This is a genomic window from Bradyrhizobium genomosp. I (2014) (genome assembly GCF_000261685.1).
Classification (GTDB): Bacteria; Pseudomonadota; Alphaproteobacteria; order Rhizobiales; family Xanthobacteraceae; genus Bradyrhizobium.
In genome coordinates, this window is record NZ_AJQE01000154.1 from 1 (window position 1) to 15,320 (window position 15,320).

The window sequence follows — 15,320 nt, forward strand, 5'->3', positions numbered from 1 at the left end:
CGTCAGAGCGTGTCGAGATGGAAGGTCACTCCGCCGCCCCATGCGAAGTTGCCGTCTCCGCCATCGCCGCCGATGCCGGCGACAACTTCCTGGTGCTGGTCCACCGCGAGCTTGTTGATCTGGGTGGCATCCGTATTGGCGTAGACCTTGGAGGTATCGTAGCCGCTGTAGGACTTCTGGCTGCCGTTCGACTCGGCGTCTCCGCCATGAGCCTTGGAGAACACCGAGGCCTTGGCATTGGCGCCGCCGGCATCCCAATCCGCCGTCTGTTTGACGTGATCGCCGGTGCTCACGTGCACGTCGGCGCCTTCCGCCTTGTTGGTTGGATCGTAGTTGACAGTCGGCTTGCTGATGATGGCTCCCTTGAAAGTACCGTCGCCGCCATTTCCGGCACTTTGACCACCGGTGTCGATCGATTTGACCTTGATCGTATCCGAGATGTTGATTGCCTTTGGCATCATTTGAGGCCTCCGTCGTTTTGTTGGCTGTCGTGCAACATCCATCCCGATCAGGCGGACGCGCACGGCAAGTCTGATCTGCCCGTGCGCGAGAGCGATAGATGTCAAATCGAACATCATCCGGCTCGGTGGGCCTACATACGAAAGTACGACATTTCGTCGGGGGAGGGCGCCTCTGCGCGGGCTTTGCATGCGAAGAGCGGCGACGGCGCGTGCCGCGATGCGATCGGCCACGCGAGCGATGCGACGTTTCGCTATGCCACCAGGTGAAGATCCGACAAGAGATGCGCGGCATCGCCACCCAGCGCGAGGTTGCCGTAGCCGCCGTCCCCGCCAACGCCGGCGATCTGGGTCGCGCTCTGGTCGATGTGCACGTTGTTGACCTGATCGGCCACGGCCGTCGAATGTGGACCTGCGATTGCTATGTTGATGGGTGCATAGATCGCGAGGCTGACGTCGATCAGACTGCCCGCAAAATAGCCGTTGCCGCCATTGCCTGCGCTGTTCGAACCGGTCGCGATCGCATCGGACCCGCCCCACAGACTATGGGAGAGAAGATTTGCATGGCCGCCCGCTGCGGCGTTGTCGTTGCCGCCGTGCCCGCCAATGCCAGCGATCTGAACCGCGGATTGATCCACGGAGACATCATTTATCTGGACCGCATAAGCGCTGGAGCCATAGCCCGCGATTGCGATGTTGATCGGGTTGTACACTACAAACGAGGTATGGACGAGTTCTCCGTAGAACATGCCGTCACCGCCATTGCCGGCCTGGCTTCCGCCCGTTTGAACGTCAAAGACGCTCGATCCCCAACTGGGGTCGAGCGTGATGACGCTGCCGCCGGCGGCCACATTGCCATGTCCGCCACTTCCGCCGACGCCCGCGATCTGCGTGGCCGATTGGTCGACGTCGACCGTGTTCGACTGACTTGCATGTGCAGTGCCGCCCGAGCTCGCCAACGCAATATTGATCGGATGATAGATCACCACGGGAGCGTCCACGATCGCACCCGAGAAATAGCCGCTGCCACCGTTTCCGGCGCTGTTGTCGCCGCTCGTGATCACGCCGGAGCCTGAAAACGTACTGATGCTCCCACCCGCCGCAATGTCGTTATTGCCGCCATGGCCGCCGACGCCGGCCATTTGAAAAGCGGATTGATCGACATTCAAATTGTTGGACTGGTTGGCTAGGGCGACCGAGCCGTATCCCACGCTGATCGAAATGTTGATCGGTTCGTAGACCAGCAGGGACGCGTGAACGATACCTCCGTAGAAATGGCCATCCCCGCCGCTCCCTGCCGTGTTCGCCCCACTCTCGACCGAAGCAATGCCCTTCCCGGGCAAGGATGCGCCGGCAGCAGGCTTCGTGGACGAAACATCCAGGCCCCCTGCAACGTGGTTGCCGGCGTGGCCGCCCATCTCGCCCCCCGATGGGGGATGTTTGGATTGAACCGGGTCGGAGTCTTTATGATGGGTATTCGCGCTCGCGGCGTATGCTCCAGGATCAGCAAACGGGCCGGGACGATGGACGAGGGCGCCACCGCCGACCGGGTGAGCCATGAACGGAGCACTCGACGCAGGCCCCAATTCGCCCGCGCCATCGTACCCATCGTGGTGATGAGAGGCGTGATGCAGCCGGATTGCATCCGACATCCGCGTAAAATCCATCGTGGCCTCCCTCATCGCAATCGCTCCGCGCGACCGGACGGGTTCTGCACTCCGGACAGAATGTCGTCCCGGGAAGGTCGAATGCCCAGCCGTCAGTTCGGATATAGCGCTCGTCTGGCAGCCGTAACATCGGCTACATCCGTTTGGGTGTGGTTACGGCCTTTGCATCAATTCCCCCGGTCCGTACTGCGCCCTTGGTCGCCGCCAAAGCTTGTGTCCGGGCAGGCCGAACACCGGGGGGGTTCATGTCCGGTTATTCGCGATCTCGTCTCGTCGTTTCTCTACTTCTTGCAGGCCTCTCGACGTCGTCCGCGTCTGCGAACCCACTTTCCGCATTCTTCAAGCCCGAACCCGCGACAACCCCTGCGCGCGCTTCAGCGGAAGTGAAGTGCTTGTCGCGGCCCGGCAAAGTGATCTATTTATTGGTGGGCCCGGCAGGACTCGAACCTGCAACCAGACCGTTATGAGCGGCGGAAAAACCACCGGCTTCGTTGATTTTTCTGCATCTTCGTTCGAGTTCGATCGCGTTCGTTGCGTTCTGATGCGATCGTTTCTGGTACGAAACTGGTGCGGTGCATGTGGACTTCGTGAATGAGCCGGCAAGAGCCTGCTTAGTGACTTCCGCTTCCGGGCCCCATCAGCCTGTCCGGTAGCCAGGTAGCGATCTCCGGAAAAATGCAGAGGATCGCGATCGCCAGCATCATGCAGACCACATAGGGCAGCGTGCCCCACATCACTTTCGCCAGCGGCACGTCCGGGGCGATGGCGTTGACGATGTAGATATTGAGGCCGACCGGCGGATGGATCAGACCGATCTCCATGTTGATGGTCAGGATCACACCGAACCAGACCGGGTCGAAGCCCGCCGAGGTGATGATCGGCAACAGGATCGGGCTTGTCATCAAAATTATGGCCGCGGGCGGAATAAAGAAGCCACAGACCAGCAGGAAGATGTTGATCAGGAACATCAACACCCATTTATTGGCGTGCAGTTCGGCGATTGCCTGCGCCAGCGTCTGCGTAAGATAGAGGGAGGTAAGCATGTAGCCAAACAGCACCGCGGCCGCGATGATGGTCAGGATCATCACCGACTCGCGCATGGTGTCGCGCAGGATGTGCCAGATCTGGTGCGGCCGCCAAAGCCGGTAGATCACAATCGCCAGGATCAGGCAGAGTGCGGCGCCGACGCCGGCCGCCTCCGACGGCGTGGCAATGCCGCCATAGAGCGCGTACATGACGCCGATCACGACGATCAGAAACGGGGTGACTTTCGGGACTGACGTGAGCTTCTCGCTCCAGCTGTAGCGAAAGCCGGGAGCATGCGAGCGAAAGCCGCTGCGCCAGATCTTGTACAGCGTCCACAACATGAACATCGCTGTCAGCATCAGGCCCGGCATAACGCCGGCGATAAACAGCCGGCCGATCGAGGTCTCGGTGGCAATGCCGTAGAGGATGAAGGTAACTGAGGGCGGAATCAGTATGCCGAGCGTTCCTCCGGCGCAGATCGACCCGGTCGCAACCTCGTCGGGATAGCCGCGCCGGCGCATCTCCGGAATGCCCATCTTGCCGATAGCGGCGCAGCAGGCGGGCGACGACCCGGTGAGCGCCGCAAAGATGGCGCAGGCACCGATATTGGAAATCGCGAGTCCGCCGGGAAGACGGTAGAGCCAGCGATCGAGCGCTTCGTACAGGTCCTTGCCGGCGGGCGAGGACCCGATCGCCGCGCCCATCATGACGAACATCGGAATAGCCACCAGGGTGAACTCGTCGAGCCCCGACCAATAGGTCTCGGCGACGACGCTAAGGCTATCGAAGCCCTGGAAGACGACAAGGAAGGCCAACGCGATGGCGCCGAGGCCGAAGGCAACCGGGATGCCCGACACCAGCATCAGCAGGGTGACGATAAGAACGATCAGGCCTTGGATGCCCGGGCTCACCGCGCATCTCCAACCACTTCATGCGCGTGCGCGCGCACGACGTCTTCCACAGCATGATCTTCCGGGATTCCGAACGGTGGAGAACGCCCCGTCACCAGGCAAAGCAACTCGACCACGTATTGCAGGACCAGAAGGCCGAGCCCGATCGGCATGGAGAGATAGGGAATCCACAGCCGAGCGCGCCAGACGGTGTTGGACAGCCAGTTTTCCGTGAGAGCCTGGTACCAGTAAATCGTGCAAAGCACGAAGATCGCCATGCAAAAGGCGAACGCAATCAGGCTCGTCACCAGCGCAAGCCAGAAGCGCATCCGGGGGCGAACGTGCAGCGGCAGAATGTCGACATTGACGTGCCCGCGCGTCATCAGGACATAGGAGCTGCCGATGAAAGTCGCGCCGACGATGCAATAAGTCACTACGTCGATCTGCCAGATCGTAGTGAGATTGAACACATAGCGCTCGATCACCATGTCGCAGATCACGAGAACGGCGAGGCCGATTAGCACCGCGCCGGTCACGCCGGCCACCCGCGACAGGAAGGTCACGACCCGTACGAAACCATTCATCAAATTGTCCGATTTGCTGAGAGGCCTGTTCTGGCGTGGCCGACTCCCGGCGGATCGCTTCGCCGGGAGCTCGGCCCCTGCCGCTATTTTACGGCGAGTGCTTCGTCGATCAGCTTCTGCCCGTTCGGCACGTTCTTGGCAAACTCGACATAGGAACTCTTCTTCGCCACGTCCAGCCATGCCTGATAATCGGCGTCGCTCAGCGTCACGACCTTCACCTTGTGGTCCTCGAATGCCTTGATGGCCTCCTTGTTCACCTCGTCTGCCTTGCCCTCATAATATGTCTGGGCCTTCTTGCCAGCTGCCAGAACGGCGTCCTGCTGCCTCTTGTCGAGCCTGTTGAAACTCTTCTTCGACATTAGCACCGGCTCGTACATGAACCACAGCGCGTTGTCGCCGGGCGCGGTCAGGCAGTCCGTCACTTCATAGAGACGCATTGACTGGAAGGTGCCAAGGCTGGTGTCGGTGCCATTCACCACGCCGGTCTGGAAAGCATTGTAGATTTCGTTCGATGGTGGGCTCACGATGCTGGCGCCGGCCGCTTCCCACATGCCGGCGAAGGTCGGGCCGGCAGCCCGGAATTTACGGCCCTTCATGTCGTCGGGCTTGACGATACACCCGTTCTTCGAAGCCATGCCGCCGGCAAACCAGGCGTCAGACAGCACAATGACGCCATGCTTTTCGATTTCTGCGCGGATGTCCTTCATGAACGGCGAGTTGTTGACGCGTTTTGCGCGCTCCTGGTTGCGGATCAGACCGGGCATCAGGGTCGCACTGAAGGCACGCACCTTGCCGCTGGCATAGTCGAGCGGGAGTAGCGAGATGTCGAGTTGCCCGTTGACCATGGCATTCCACTGGTCGTTGGGCTTGAACAGCGAAGCCCCTGGATAGACCTGAACGTCGACCCCGACATCGGAGGCCTTCATTTCCTTGGCGATCATCTGCACCATGTCGTCGCGCACGTCGCCTTTGCCGCCGGGAAACTGATGCGATGCCTTCATGGTAATCTGCGCCTGTGCTGCGCTTGAGATCGCAATAGCGGCGACCGCACCAGCTAAGATTGCAGGAATTCGTCTCATTTGCTCCTCCCAGATTCCTTATCGTTGACCTTGAGACCGCTCAGGCTTGCAATCAAATCCTACGACGAGGCGCACCGCCATTCCGGTCGCATATGACTTTAGTAGAGTGTGACAATGAGGCGCGAGATCATTGGCCTGCGCCGGGCTCGCCCGTGCGTTGAACGTCGCGATGTCCGATTCAGGCCGGGCAGGCCCGGGACGAGCGGTGCGACTGACTGCCGTTCCCGCAGAGTACACTCTCGCGAAACATGGACGACCGTTGGTGGGGCCGTTCGATGATAGAATTGGAAATCGCAGTTTTGCCGCTTCGTGCGAGGCCGCCGATCTACAATATCAAGAGCAAAAACATGGTTGGATCATACGACAAGCATTGGCTTGCTGGCACTGAAGTGGTTCCAAGAGCAACGAAGGCGGCGCGTTTCTGGTGCGGTGGATCAGGAGCGCAATGCAGCAACACAGACTAAGCAGCTGCTGTTGATTTACTGGTGGGCCCGGCAGGACTCGAACCTGCAACCAGGCCGTTATGAGCGGCCGGCTCTAACCATTGAGCTACAGGCCCCGCCGCGAGGCGGCTGCTTTAGGGGCGGCCGGCAACGGTGCGCGGTTCGTTTACAGGGCTGGAGGCGGGGGTGCAATCCTCAAGCGTTTTCAAGGCGAAGGGGTCCTCGGTTCGCGTCAGGAGAACGCGTCGAACAGAGCGGCCTGATCGAGCGGAACGCCGCGGCTGCGCGCAACACACTGCGCGCCGGAGGATTGCGAAATTCGGAATAATCGCATTCTGCCACTGTTTTGCCCGACAAGTCAAACGGCCCTCGCGATCATCCGGCCGGTGCCCATTTGGCGCTTCCGTAAGCCCCTGTGATTGCTCAATTCTTCTACTGTGCATGGGGTTGTTTTCGCACTTTCTGTCTTGAGGGGGCCCGCGCGCGCCCCCTCAAACGTCTTGCCCGCAAGCGGCACAGCCTGCGGCGGAGCGTTGTCTAGTCCACCGAAACCCCGGCGAACTCGACCACCTTGCGCCACTTCTCGGTCTCGTCAGCCACCAGCTTGCCGAACTCGGCGGGCGTCATCGGCCTGGGGATGCCGCCGGTCTCGGCGAGGCGCGCCACCAGCTTCGGGTCCTTCAGCGCTTCGCCGACGGCCTTGTTGAGGATCTCGATCACCTCGGGCGGGGTGCCCTTCGGCGCGGAGATGCCGTAGAAGCCGACCGATTCGAAGCCCGGCACGGTCTCGGCGATCGCGGGCACGTCGGGCACGCTCGGCCAGCGCTTCGGCGAGGTCACGCCAAGCGCGCGGACGGTGCCTCCCTTCACCTGCTCCATCGCCGAGGGCAGGTTGTCGAAGATCAGCTGCACCTTGTTGGAGATGATGTCGGGGAAGGCGATGGCCGAGCCGCGATAGGGCACGTGCACCATGTCGCACTTCGTCATCACCTTGAACAGCTCGGCCGACATGTGCACCGAGGTGCCGTTGCCGGACGAGGCATAAGAGATCTTGCCGGGGTTGGCGTGGCAGTAGTCGATGAACTCCTTGACCGACTTCGGCGGGAACGCGTTGGAGACGACCAGCATGTTGGTGAGCTGCATGATGCTGGCCACCGGCACCGTGTCGCGCAGGAAGTCGAACGGCAGCTTCTTGTAGAGCGAGGTCGAGATCGCGTTGTTGGGGGCGACGAACAGCAGGGTGTAGCCGTCCGGGGCTGCGTTGATCGCGGCGGCGGCGGCGATGTTGCCACCGGAGCCGGTGCGGTTCTCGACGATGACCTGCTGGCCGAGACGATCCGACAGCCACTGCGCCATGATGCGCGCCACGATGTCGACCGGGCCGCCGGCGGCAAAGCCGATCAGCCAGTGCACGGGACGGTCGGGGTAGCCGGCGGCGGCGGGAGGAGGGGCGCTGAAAAGACCTAAGAGAACTGCGAGCCCGAAAACACCCTTACGCAAAATTCGCAACATGACGCCTCCCATTGCTTTATTGTGGTTGGCTGCATGTTTTCACAAAATCGGGCTGCTGCCTACATCGTCTCTGAGTCGGTGTTGACGCAGGTCCGCGAGGAGCGACCATGAGATTCGCGATGATCCTCATCGGTGCGGCGCTGCTCGCAAGCCCCGCTGCCGCCCAAACCGGAGGCACGGCCATTCCGACCACGACGATCAGCCAGACAATCAGCCTCGGCACCGCGACGCCGGGCGGCGGCTTTCCGCTCTATGGCAACGCCTTCGCCGAGGCGATGAACGCGGCCGATCCGCAGATGTCCATCGTCCCGCGCAACACCAAGGGCAGCAACGAGAACATCCCGCTCCTGGAGAAGGGCGAGCTCGATCTCGCCCTCGTCGCGGGCGAGCCGGCCTACGAGGCCTTTGCCGGCATCGGCCGCGCCAAGGTCGCGCTGAGGATCCTCACCGCGATCTATTCCAACCCTGGCATGTTCGTGGTGCGGGCGGACAGTCCCTACAAGACCATTCGCGATCTCGTCGGTCAGCCCGTCGCGTTCGGCGCGAAGGGCTCCGGCCTGCCGATCCTGGCGCGCTATGTGCTGGATGGGCTCGGCCTGAAGCAGGACGAGGACTTCAAGGCCGTCTATCTCGACCGCGCCGGCGACGGCCCGGCGATGGTCGAGGATGGCCGCGTCGCCGCGCTGTGGGGCGCCGGCATCGGCTGGCCCGGCTTTGCTGCTGTGGCAGCGAGCGCATCGGGCGCGCGCTTCATCGCGCCGAGCGCTGAAGAGATCGCGCGCATCCGCGCCAGGCATGGGTTCCTGAAGCCGCTCACGGTGCCGGCCGGCTCCTATCCGAAGCAGACGGAGTCGATCGCCTCGCTCGGCTCGTGGAGTTTTGTCCTCACCCGCGAGGATCTGCCTGACGATGTCGCCTATCGGCTCGCGAAGACGCTGCACGGCGTCGAGGCGACGTTCTGCAGGAAGCTCGCGCAGGCCTGCGAGACCACGGCGGAGAACACGGTCGCGGCCGCGCCGAAGGTCGAGCTGATCCATCCGGGCGTGATGAAGTATCTTCGCGAGATCGGCGTGATGAAATGACGGTCGCCTGAGGCGACTGTCATTCCGGGGCGGTGCGCAGCACCGAACCCGGAATCTCGAGATTCCGGGTCTGGTCCTTCGGACCATCCCGGAATGACGATCGCTTTAAGCCACCGTCACTTCTTCACCATCGAACACGCCGGGTCCGGCGGCCCGAACGCCTTGTCGCCGGAGATCGTGGTGAGGATCTTGTAATAGTCCCACGGATATTTGCTCTCCTGCGGCGTCTTCACCTGTACCAGCCAGAGATCGTGCACCATCAGATTGTCCTCGCGCAGACGGCCGTTGCGGGCGAAGAAATCCTCGATCGGCTTCTCGCGCATCTTGGCGGCCACCTTGAGCGGATCGTCGGTGCCGGCCGCCTTGATGGCGTTGAGATAGTGCATCACGCTGGAATAGACGCCGGCCTGCCACATCGACGGCATCTTGTTCATCTTGGCAAAGTAGCGCTTGGACCATTCGCGGGTCTTGTCGTCCATGTCCCAATAGAACGACGTGGTCAGGAGCAGGCCTTGAGCTGCCTGCAGGCCGAGGCCGTGGATGTCGGTGATCAGCGCCAGCAGCGCCGCCATCTGCTGGCCGCCCTTGAACACACCGAACTCGGCGCCGGTCTTGATCTCGTTCATGTTGTTGGGGGGGCCGGCGGCAATGCCGATGATCTTGGCCTTGGAGGCCTGGGCCTGGAGCACGAAGGAGGAGAGGTCTGGCGTTGCCAGCGGCGGCCGCACCGACCCCAGCACCTTGCCGCCATTGGCGGTGACGACGGCGGAGGCGTCGCGCTCGAGCGAATGGCCGAAGGCGTAGTCGTCGGTGATGAAGAACCAGCTGTCGCCGCCGCGCTTGACCACCGCATCCGCGGTGCCCACCGCGAGCGCGCGGGTGTCGAACACCCATTGGATCGCGTAGGGCGAGCAGAACTTGCCGTGGAAATCGGCGGTGCCGGTGGAGTGGGTGATGAACAGCCGCTTCTTCTCGTTGGCGATGTTCTGCACCGCGAGCCCGACCGCCGAGACCGGCACGTCGACGATCAGATCGACCTGCTCGACGTCGAACCAACGCCGTGCGATGGCGCCGCCGACATCGGCCTTGAGCTGGTGGTCGCCGATCACGACGCTGATCGGCTTGCCGAGCACGGTGCCGCCGAAATCGTCGATCGCCATCTGCGCCGCCGTCACCGAACCCTGGCCGGTCGGCGCGGAGGCGGGGCCGTTCATGTCGGTGAGCACGCCGATCTTGACGACGTCGTCGGAAACCTGCGCGGACGCCGCACCTGAAAGCAGCGCCGCCACGAAGGCGGCCGCGACCGGCAGTCCAAATCTGGTTGGATTCACGCTTGTCCTCCCCTGAGCCGGCTCGTTGGCCGGTGTTGCATCCGGGTATGGCCCGGCTGAATTGGTTTCTTTTGCAACTATTTGGGGGCGGACGTCAACGTCAGGCTGCGAAGCGGATCAGGCCTGCGGGCGAGGGATCGTAGCCGGTCAGCTCATCGGCGCGCTGGCGCAGGCGCCGCTCGTTCAGGAAGTGGAGCAAGGCCTGCATGGCGGGGCGGAAATAGCTGCGCTGCCGCATCGCGAGGTCGAAATTCTCCCAGACCAGCGGCACGAAATCGAGACCGGCCGAGCGCGCCGCCGCGCGCGTCGCGATGCCGCAATCGGCCTGGCCGGCGCGGACCAGTTCGGCAAGGTCCGGCCCAGTCAGGGCCGACGTTTCGATACGGCGCAAATCGCGTGTCGAGGCGCCGGCGCGCCTCAGGAGCGCGTCGAGCAGCATCTGTGCGCCTGTGCCCTGTTGCCGCGTCGCCATCCGGGCGCCGAGTGCGAGCACGTCGATCAGGCCGTGCAGCCGCTTGGGATTGCCGTGCGGCAGCACCAGACCTGCTTCGCGGCGCACGAACGCGACCAGCACCGCATCATGCAGGTCCGGCGCGGCCCGCAGGGCTTCGATGCTGGCATCGCCGGCGAGATTGTCGGAGGCGTCCAAGGCGTGGAAGTGCACCGCCGCAGCCATCACCTCGTTGCGCTGCAAGCGCTCCAGCCCGCGCGCGCTGCCCTCGCTCATCGAGCCCAGGCCCGAGCCGGATTCGCGCAGGCTCCAATCCAGGAGTTCGTCCTGGCTACCGCCGACGACCGGCGGAGGCTCCGCGATCAACATGCCGGCCGGACGCGCGAGTCCCGACAGGACCCAGAGGTCGAGCTCGTGTCGCGGGAAGAGCCATTTTCCCGTCACCTTGGTGCAGGGGATCGCACCTGTGGTGACGAGTTCGTAAAGCTTGCGTTCGCCGAGCCGAAGGTAGTCGGCGGCTTCGCTGGTCGTCAGGAATTCCATCCTGCATTCCTATGCAAATTCTTGCTTCTTTTTGACGTCCGACGCAGGTGGAATTCTGCATTTCAATTTCTGTCCGCGGGAACCATGCCCGATCATCTCGCTGCTTTGCAACACATCCGCACGCGCGATTTCTGCTTTGGTGAACGATCCTGAATCAGTCGCTTGCGCGGTGCGCCTCGGCGGCGTTGCCGAAATTTCCCGGCCGGGCAGCGCGAAAACGCGTCACGAGTGCGGCGCAATCGATCATCATCATGATCGCGTCATAGCCGAAGGGAACCCCGATCATGGGCCGCCTGTCCGTTGCATTTGCGCTTCTCTGCGGCCTTGTCGCGGGCGTTGCGGCGTCATCCGCGGAGGACCGCAGCATTGTCCTCGCCACGACCACGGCGACGCAGGAATCCGGTCTGCTCGATTATTTGCTGCCGATCTTCCGCGACAAGACCGGCATCGGGGTCACCGTGATCGCGCGGCGCGCCGACGAAGTGCTCGACGGGGCGCGACGGGGCGAGGTCGACGTCGTGCTGATGCACGCGCGGCCCCAGGAGGAGAAGTTCGTCGCCGACGGTTTTGGCGTGAAGCGCTACGACGTGATGTACAACGACTATGTGCTGATAGGGCCGAAGAGCGATCCCGCGGGCGTGAAGGGCAAGGACATCGTGACGGCGCTGAAGGCGATCGAAGCCAAGGGCGCGCCGTTCGTGACGCGTGGCGACCGGTCGGGCACCCACGCCGCGGAGCTCGCGCTCTGGATCGTCGCCGGCATCGACATCGCCGCCGCCAAGGGCGCCTGGTATCGCGAGGCCGGGCAGGGCATGGCCTCGGCGCTCGACGCGGCGCGCGCCGCGAATGCCTATGTGCTATCGGATCGCGGCAGCTGGATCTCGTTCAAGAATCGCGGCGATCTCGACATCGTCGTCGAAGGCGACAGGCGGCTGCTCAACCAGTACGGCGTGATGCTGGTCAATCCTGCGAAGTTTCCGAATGTGAAGAACGACCTCGCGCAGACCTTCATCGACTGGCTGACCTCGCCGGAGGGGCAGACGGCGATCGCCGGCTACAAGGTCGACGGGCAGCAGCTGTTCTTCCCCAATTCGGACAGGTCGGGCGGTTGAGGCCGGCATCGCCGGCGGTTGCCAAAGCGGGCGATGCATGGTCCATCATGGCGCATGACCCAGCGCCTGCCGCCATCGCTGACGCCGCTCGACGCCGCGCTCGCCGCAGTGCTGAACGGGCTCGAGCCGCTTGCAGCGGTGGAGCTGCCGCTGACGGAAGCGGCCGGCTGCATCGCGGCGGGCACGCCGCTGCTCGCGGCCTGCCCGCCTCACGACATCGCCGCCGCGGACGGCTGGGCGTTCTGCGCCAACGATCTCGTCGGCGCGTCCTCTTATTCGCCACTGCCTTTGACAAGCGTGCCTTCGTGGGTCGAGGCCGGCGAAGCGATGCCGGCGGGATCCGACTGCGTGCTCGATGCCGACGCGGTGGAGGTCTCGGGGCCGCCCGTGCAGGTGCTGGCGGAGGGCGTGCCCGGACAGGGCGTCCGGCGCGCCGGCAGCGACATCGCGGAAGGCGCACCTGCCGGCGCCGAGGGCTATCCGGTCGGTGCGGCTGATCTCCTGATGGCGCGCGTTGCGGGTCTGGAGAGACTCGGCGTGCGGCGGCCCCGGCTGCGCATCGTCAACGTGCCGGACGGAACGGCAACGATGCATATGATCGCCGGAATCGCGCGCGCAGCGGGACTGGATGTGGAAACGCGTCAAGCTCGTGCACGCGATGAAGCCTCGATTGCCGATGCGCTTGATGCGTCCTCGTGCGATCTCCTGCTGACGGTCGGCGGCAGCGGCGTCGGCCGCCGGGACGCCGCCATCACCGCTCTGGCCCAGCGCGGTGAGGTGATGGCGCACGGCCTTGCGCTCCAGCCCGGACGCACCGCCGCGGTCGGGCGGCTCGGACCGGTTCCCGTCGTCGCCTTGCCCGGCTCGCCCGATCATGCGCTTGCGGCGTGGCTCGCGCTCGTGCTGCCCCTCGTCGACCGTCTGTCGGTGCGTCGGCCGCGCTGGCGGGTGACCTTGCCGCTCGCGCGAAAGATCGCATCCAGCGTCGGCATCGCCGAGATCGCTTTGCTGGCCGAGGGAGATCGTGCCTGGATGCCGCTTGCCGTGGGCGAATGGCCGCTTCAGGCCATCACCCTTGCGGACGCATGGCTGCTCATCCCCGCCAGCCACGAAGGATTCGCGGCGGGTACGCCGATCGATGCCTATCTGATGCGGGAGTGACATGGGTCCTGGCATGACGATGATCCCGGAATCACCAGACCGTAGCGCGCTCGAACAGGAGCAGTTCCTCAGGATCCTCTCACGCGAGGAGGCCCTGGCGCGCTTCGAGGCCGCCTTGTTCCCGCGCGGGCTTCCGGGCGAATCGCGCAAGCTCGCTGCTGCGCTCGGTACAGCACTTGCCGAAGACGTCACCGCGCCGATCGACGTTCCGCCGTTCGACCGGTCCAATGTCGACGGCTTTGCCGTGCGTTCCGCCGATCTCGCGGCGGCCGGGGAAGGTGCCGCCGTGTGCCTCGCGCTGAACGGCGAGACCATTCACTGCGGCACCGCGCCGAGGCTGCAGGTGGCGGCCGGGACCGCGACGCCGATTGCCACCGGCGGTCCGCTGCCGCGCGGCGCCGATGCCGTGGTCATGGTCGAACACACCCAGCCGGCCGGGCCAGATGCGATCGAGGTCCGTCGCGCCGTCTCGCCGGGGCAATTCGTCTCCTACGCCGGATTCGACATCGCGCGCGGCGAGGCGCTGCTGCGCGCCGGCACCATCATCGGCTCGCGCGAGATCGGCATGCTTGCGGCCTGCGGGATCGCCGAGGTCGCAGTGGCGCGCAAGCCGCGGGTTGCCGTGATCTCCACTGGCGACGAACTGGTTCAGCCCGGCCGGCCGCTCGCGCCTGCCGAAATCTACGATACCAACGGCGCCATCGTCGCAGCCGCCGTCGACGAGAACGGTGGCGAGGCGGTTTTCCTCGGTGCCGTTCCCGACGATGAAGCCAGGCTCGAAGCGGCCATGCGCCGCGCGCTGGCGGACTCCGACATGCTGGTGCTGTCGGGAGGTACGTCGAAAGGCGCGGGCGATCTCTCCCATCGCATCATCGGCCGGCTCGGAGCACCCGGCATCGTCGCGCATGGCGTTGCGCTCAAGCCCGGCAAGCCGCTGTGCCTTGCGGTGTGCGCCGGCAAGCCGGTCGTGATCCTGCCGGGATTTCCGACCTCGGCGATGTTCACCTTCCACGACATGATCGTGCCGGTGCTGCGCAGGATGGCCGGGCTGCCGCCGCGCTCCGATGCCAAGGTGCGCGCGACCGTGCCGGTGCGCATCGCCTCCGAGCTCGGCCGCACCGAATTCGTGATGGTCTCGCTGGTCCAGGGCAGGGATGGCCTCATCGCCTATCCCTCCGGCAAGGGGTCCGGCGCGATCACGTCATTTGCGCAGGCCGACGGCTTTCTGCGCATCGAGGCGCTCGCCGACCAGATGCCGGCCGGGACTGAAGCCGAAGTGACGCTGTTCACGCCGCATGTGCGGGTGCCCGATCTCGTCATCGTCGGCAGCCATTGCACCGGCCTCGATCTCGTTACCGCCGGGCTCGCGCAGGCCGGCCTGACGGTGCGCTCGATTTCGGTCGGCAGCCTCGGCGGGCTTGCGGCGGCGCGGCGCGGCGAATGTGACCTCGCGCCGATCCATCTGTTCGACGACAAGAGCGAGACCTACAACACGCCCTATCTCGTCGAGGGACTCGAACTCGTGCCGGGGTGGCGGCGAATGCAGGGCATTGTCTTTCGCAAGGGCGACAGGCGTTTCGAGGGCCTTACGGCAAAGGGCGCCGTCGCCGCCGCGCTCGCCGATCCCGCCTGCATCATGGTCAACCGCAACCAGGGCGCCGGCACGCGCATCCTGATCGACCGGCTGCTCGGCGGCGCACGCCCGGAGGGGTACTGGAACCAGCCGCGCTCGCATAACGCCGTGGCCGCGGCCGTCGCGCAGCATCGCGCTGATTGGGGCATGACCATTGCGCCGGTCGCCGATGCAGCCGGCCTCGGTTTCATTCCGCTGGCGGAAGAGCACTATGACTTTGCGCTGGTGAGCGCGCGCAAGGACCGGCCTGCAGTGCAGGCCTTTCTCGACGCACTCGGCTCGAACGCGGTGCGTGCGGCACTCGAGCGTGCGGGCTTCCGGCCCGCGTAGCGGCGTTGCAGAAGACCT

13 protein-coding genes and 1 tRNA gene are annotated in these 15,320 nt (G+C 64.4%); 4 read left to right on the plus strand and 10 right to left on the minus strand.

From position 1 onward, the window contains the following. Positions 1 to 2: 2 nt before the first annotated feature. The 7 genes from IC50_RS14820 to IC50_RS14850 form a co-directional block, all read right to left on the minus strand. Positions 3 to 461 (minus strand): hypothetical protein, encoded by a 459-nt coding sequence (locus IC50_RS14820; RefSeq protein ID WP_035705682.1) that lies wholly within the window; start codon positions 459 to 461, stop codon positions 3 to 5. Between the two features lie 251 nt (positions 462 to 712). Further along, complete coding sequence (locus IC50_RS14825; protein WP_244429591.1) at positions 713 to 2,125, minus strand: hypothetical protein; 1,413 nt, start codon at positions 2,123 to 2,125, stop codon at positions 713 to 715. Positions 2,126 to 2,736: 611 nt separating this feature from the next. Continuing rightward, positions 2,737 to 4,062 carry a TRAP transporter large permease gene (locus tag IC50_RS14830; protein ID WP_035705688.1) on the minus strand — a complete coding sequence of 442 codons (1,326 nt, stop codon included), beginning with the start codon at positions 4,060 to 4,062 and terminating at the stop codon, positions 2,737 to 2,739. Then, the gene (locus tag IC50_RS14835; protein WP_035705691.1) at positions 4,059 to 4,625 is read right to left on the minus strand and encodes a TRAP transporter small permease subunit; all 567 of its coding nucleotides are present in this window, start codon (positions 4,623 to 4,625) and stop codon (positions 4,059 to 4,061) included. The genes IC50_RS14830 and IC50_RS14835 overlap by 4 nt, the downstream gene beginning before the upstream one ends. An 83-nt stretch (positions 4,626 to 4,708) precedes the next feature. Then, positions 4,709 to 5,704 (minus strand): TRAP transporter substrate-binding protein DctP, encoded by a 996-nt coding sequence (gene dctP / locus IC50_RS14840; RefSeq protein ID WP_035705695.1) that lies wholly within the window; start codon positions 5,702 to 5,704, stop codon positions 4,709 to 4,711. Positions 5,705 to 6,187: 483 nt separating this feature from the next. Then, positions 6,188 to 6,263 (minus strand) — tRNA-Ile (locus tag IC50_RS14845). Between the two features lie 421 nt (positions 6,264 to 6,684). Beyond that, positions 6,685 to 7,659, minus strand: a complete 975-nt coding sequence (locus IC50_RS14850) for a Bug family tripartite tricarboxylate transporter substrate binding protein (protein ID WP_035705759.1) — start codon at positions 7,657 to 7,659, stop codon at positions 6,685 to 6,687. Positions 7,660 to 7,766: 107 nt separating this feature from the next. Here IC50_RS14850 and IC50_RS14855 point away from each other — a divergent pair, with 107 nt between their 5' ends. After that, positions 7,767 to 8,741 carry a TAXI family TRAP transporter solute-binding subunit gene (locus tag IC50_RS14855; RefSeq protein WP_035705698.1) on the plus strand — a complete coding sequence of 325 codons (975 nt, stop codon included), beginning with the start codon at positions 7,767 to 7,769 and terminating at the stop codon, positions 8,739 to 8,741. A 116-nt stretch (positions 8,742 to 8,857) separates the two neighbouring features. Here the strand turns inward: IC50_RS14855 and IC50_RS14860 are convergent, their stop codons facing one another. The 3 genes from IC50_RS14860 to IC50_RS43695 all read right to left on the minus strand — a co-directional run bounded on the left by IC50_RS14860 (position 8,858) and on the right by IC50_RS43695 (position 11,352). Next, positions 8,858 to 10,072 (minus strand): ABC transporter substrate-binding protein, encoded by a 1,215-nt coding sequence (locus IC50_RS14860; protein WP_035705701.1) that lies wholly within the window; start codon positions 10,070 to 10,072, stop codon positions 8,858 to 8,860. Positions 10,073 to 10,172: 100 nt separating this feature from the next. Beyond that, entirely contained in the window at positions 10,173 to 11,066 is an 894-nt protein-coding gene (locus IC50_RS14865; RefSeq protein ID WP_035705705.1) for a helix-turn-helix transcriptional regulator, read from the minus strand. A 154-nt stretch (positions 11,067 to 11,220) separates the two neighbouring features. Then, entirely contained in the window at positions 11,221 to 11,352 is a 132-nt protein-coding gene (locus IC50_RS43695; protein ID WP_271525304.1) for a hypothetical protein, read from the minus strand. Between IC50_RS43695 and IC50_RS14870 the strand changes: the two genes are divergently transcribed. From IC50_RS14870 to IC50_RS14880, 3 genes are read left to right on the plus strand one after another with little or no spacing between them, the layout of a single operon-like run. Next, entirely contained in the window at positions 11,351 to 12,178 is an 828-nt protein-coding gene (locus IC50_RS14870; protein ID WP_035705708.1) for a substrate-binding domain-containing protein, read from the plus strand. The two genes, IC50_RS43695 and IC50_RS14870, sit on opposite strands and share 2 nt — an antisense overlap. A 54-nt stretch (positions 12,179 to 12,232) precedes the next feature. Beyond that, positions 12,233 to 13,339: a molybdopterin-binding protein gene (locus tag IC50_RS14875; RefSeq protein WP_035705711.1), complete on the plus strand. Its 1,107-nt coding sequence runs from the start codon at positions 12,233 to 12,235 to the stop codon at positions 13,337 to 13,339. 1 nt (position 13,340) lies between these two features. Further along, complete coding sequence (locus IC50_RS14880; RefSeq protein ID WP_085973752.1) at positions 13,341 to 15,302, plus strand: molybdopterin biosynthesis protein; 1,962 nt, start codon at positions 13,341 to 13,343, stop codon at positions 15,300 to 15,302. The last annotated feature ends 18 nt before the right edge of the window (positions 15,303 to 15,320 follow it).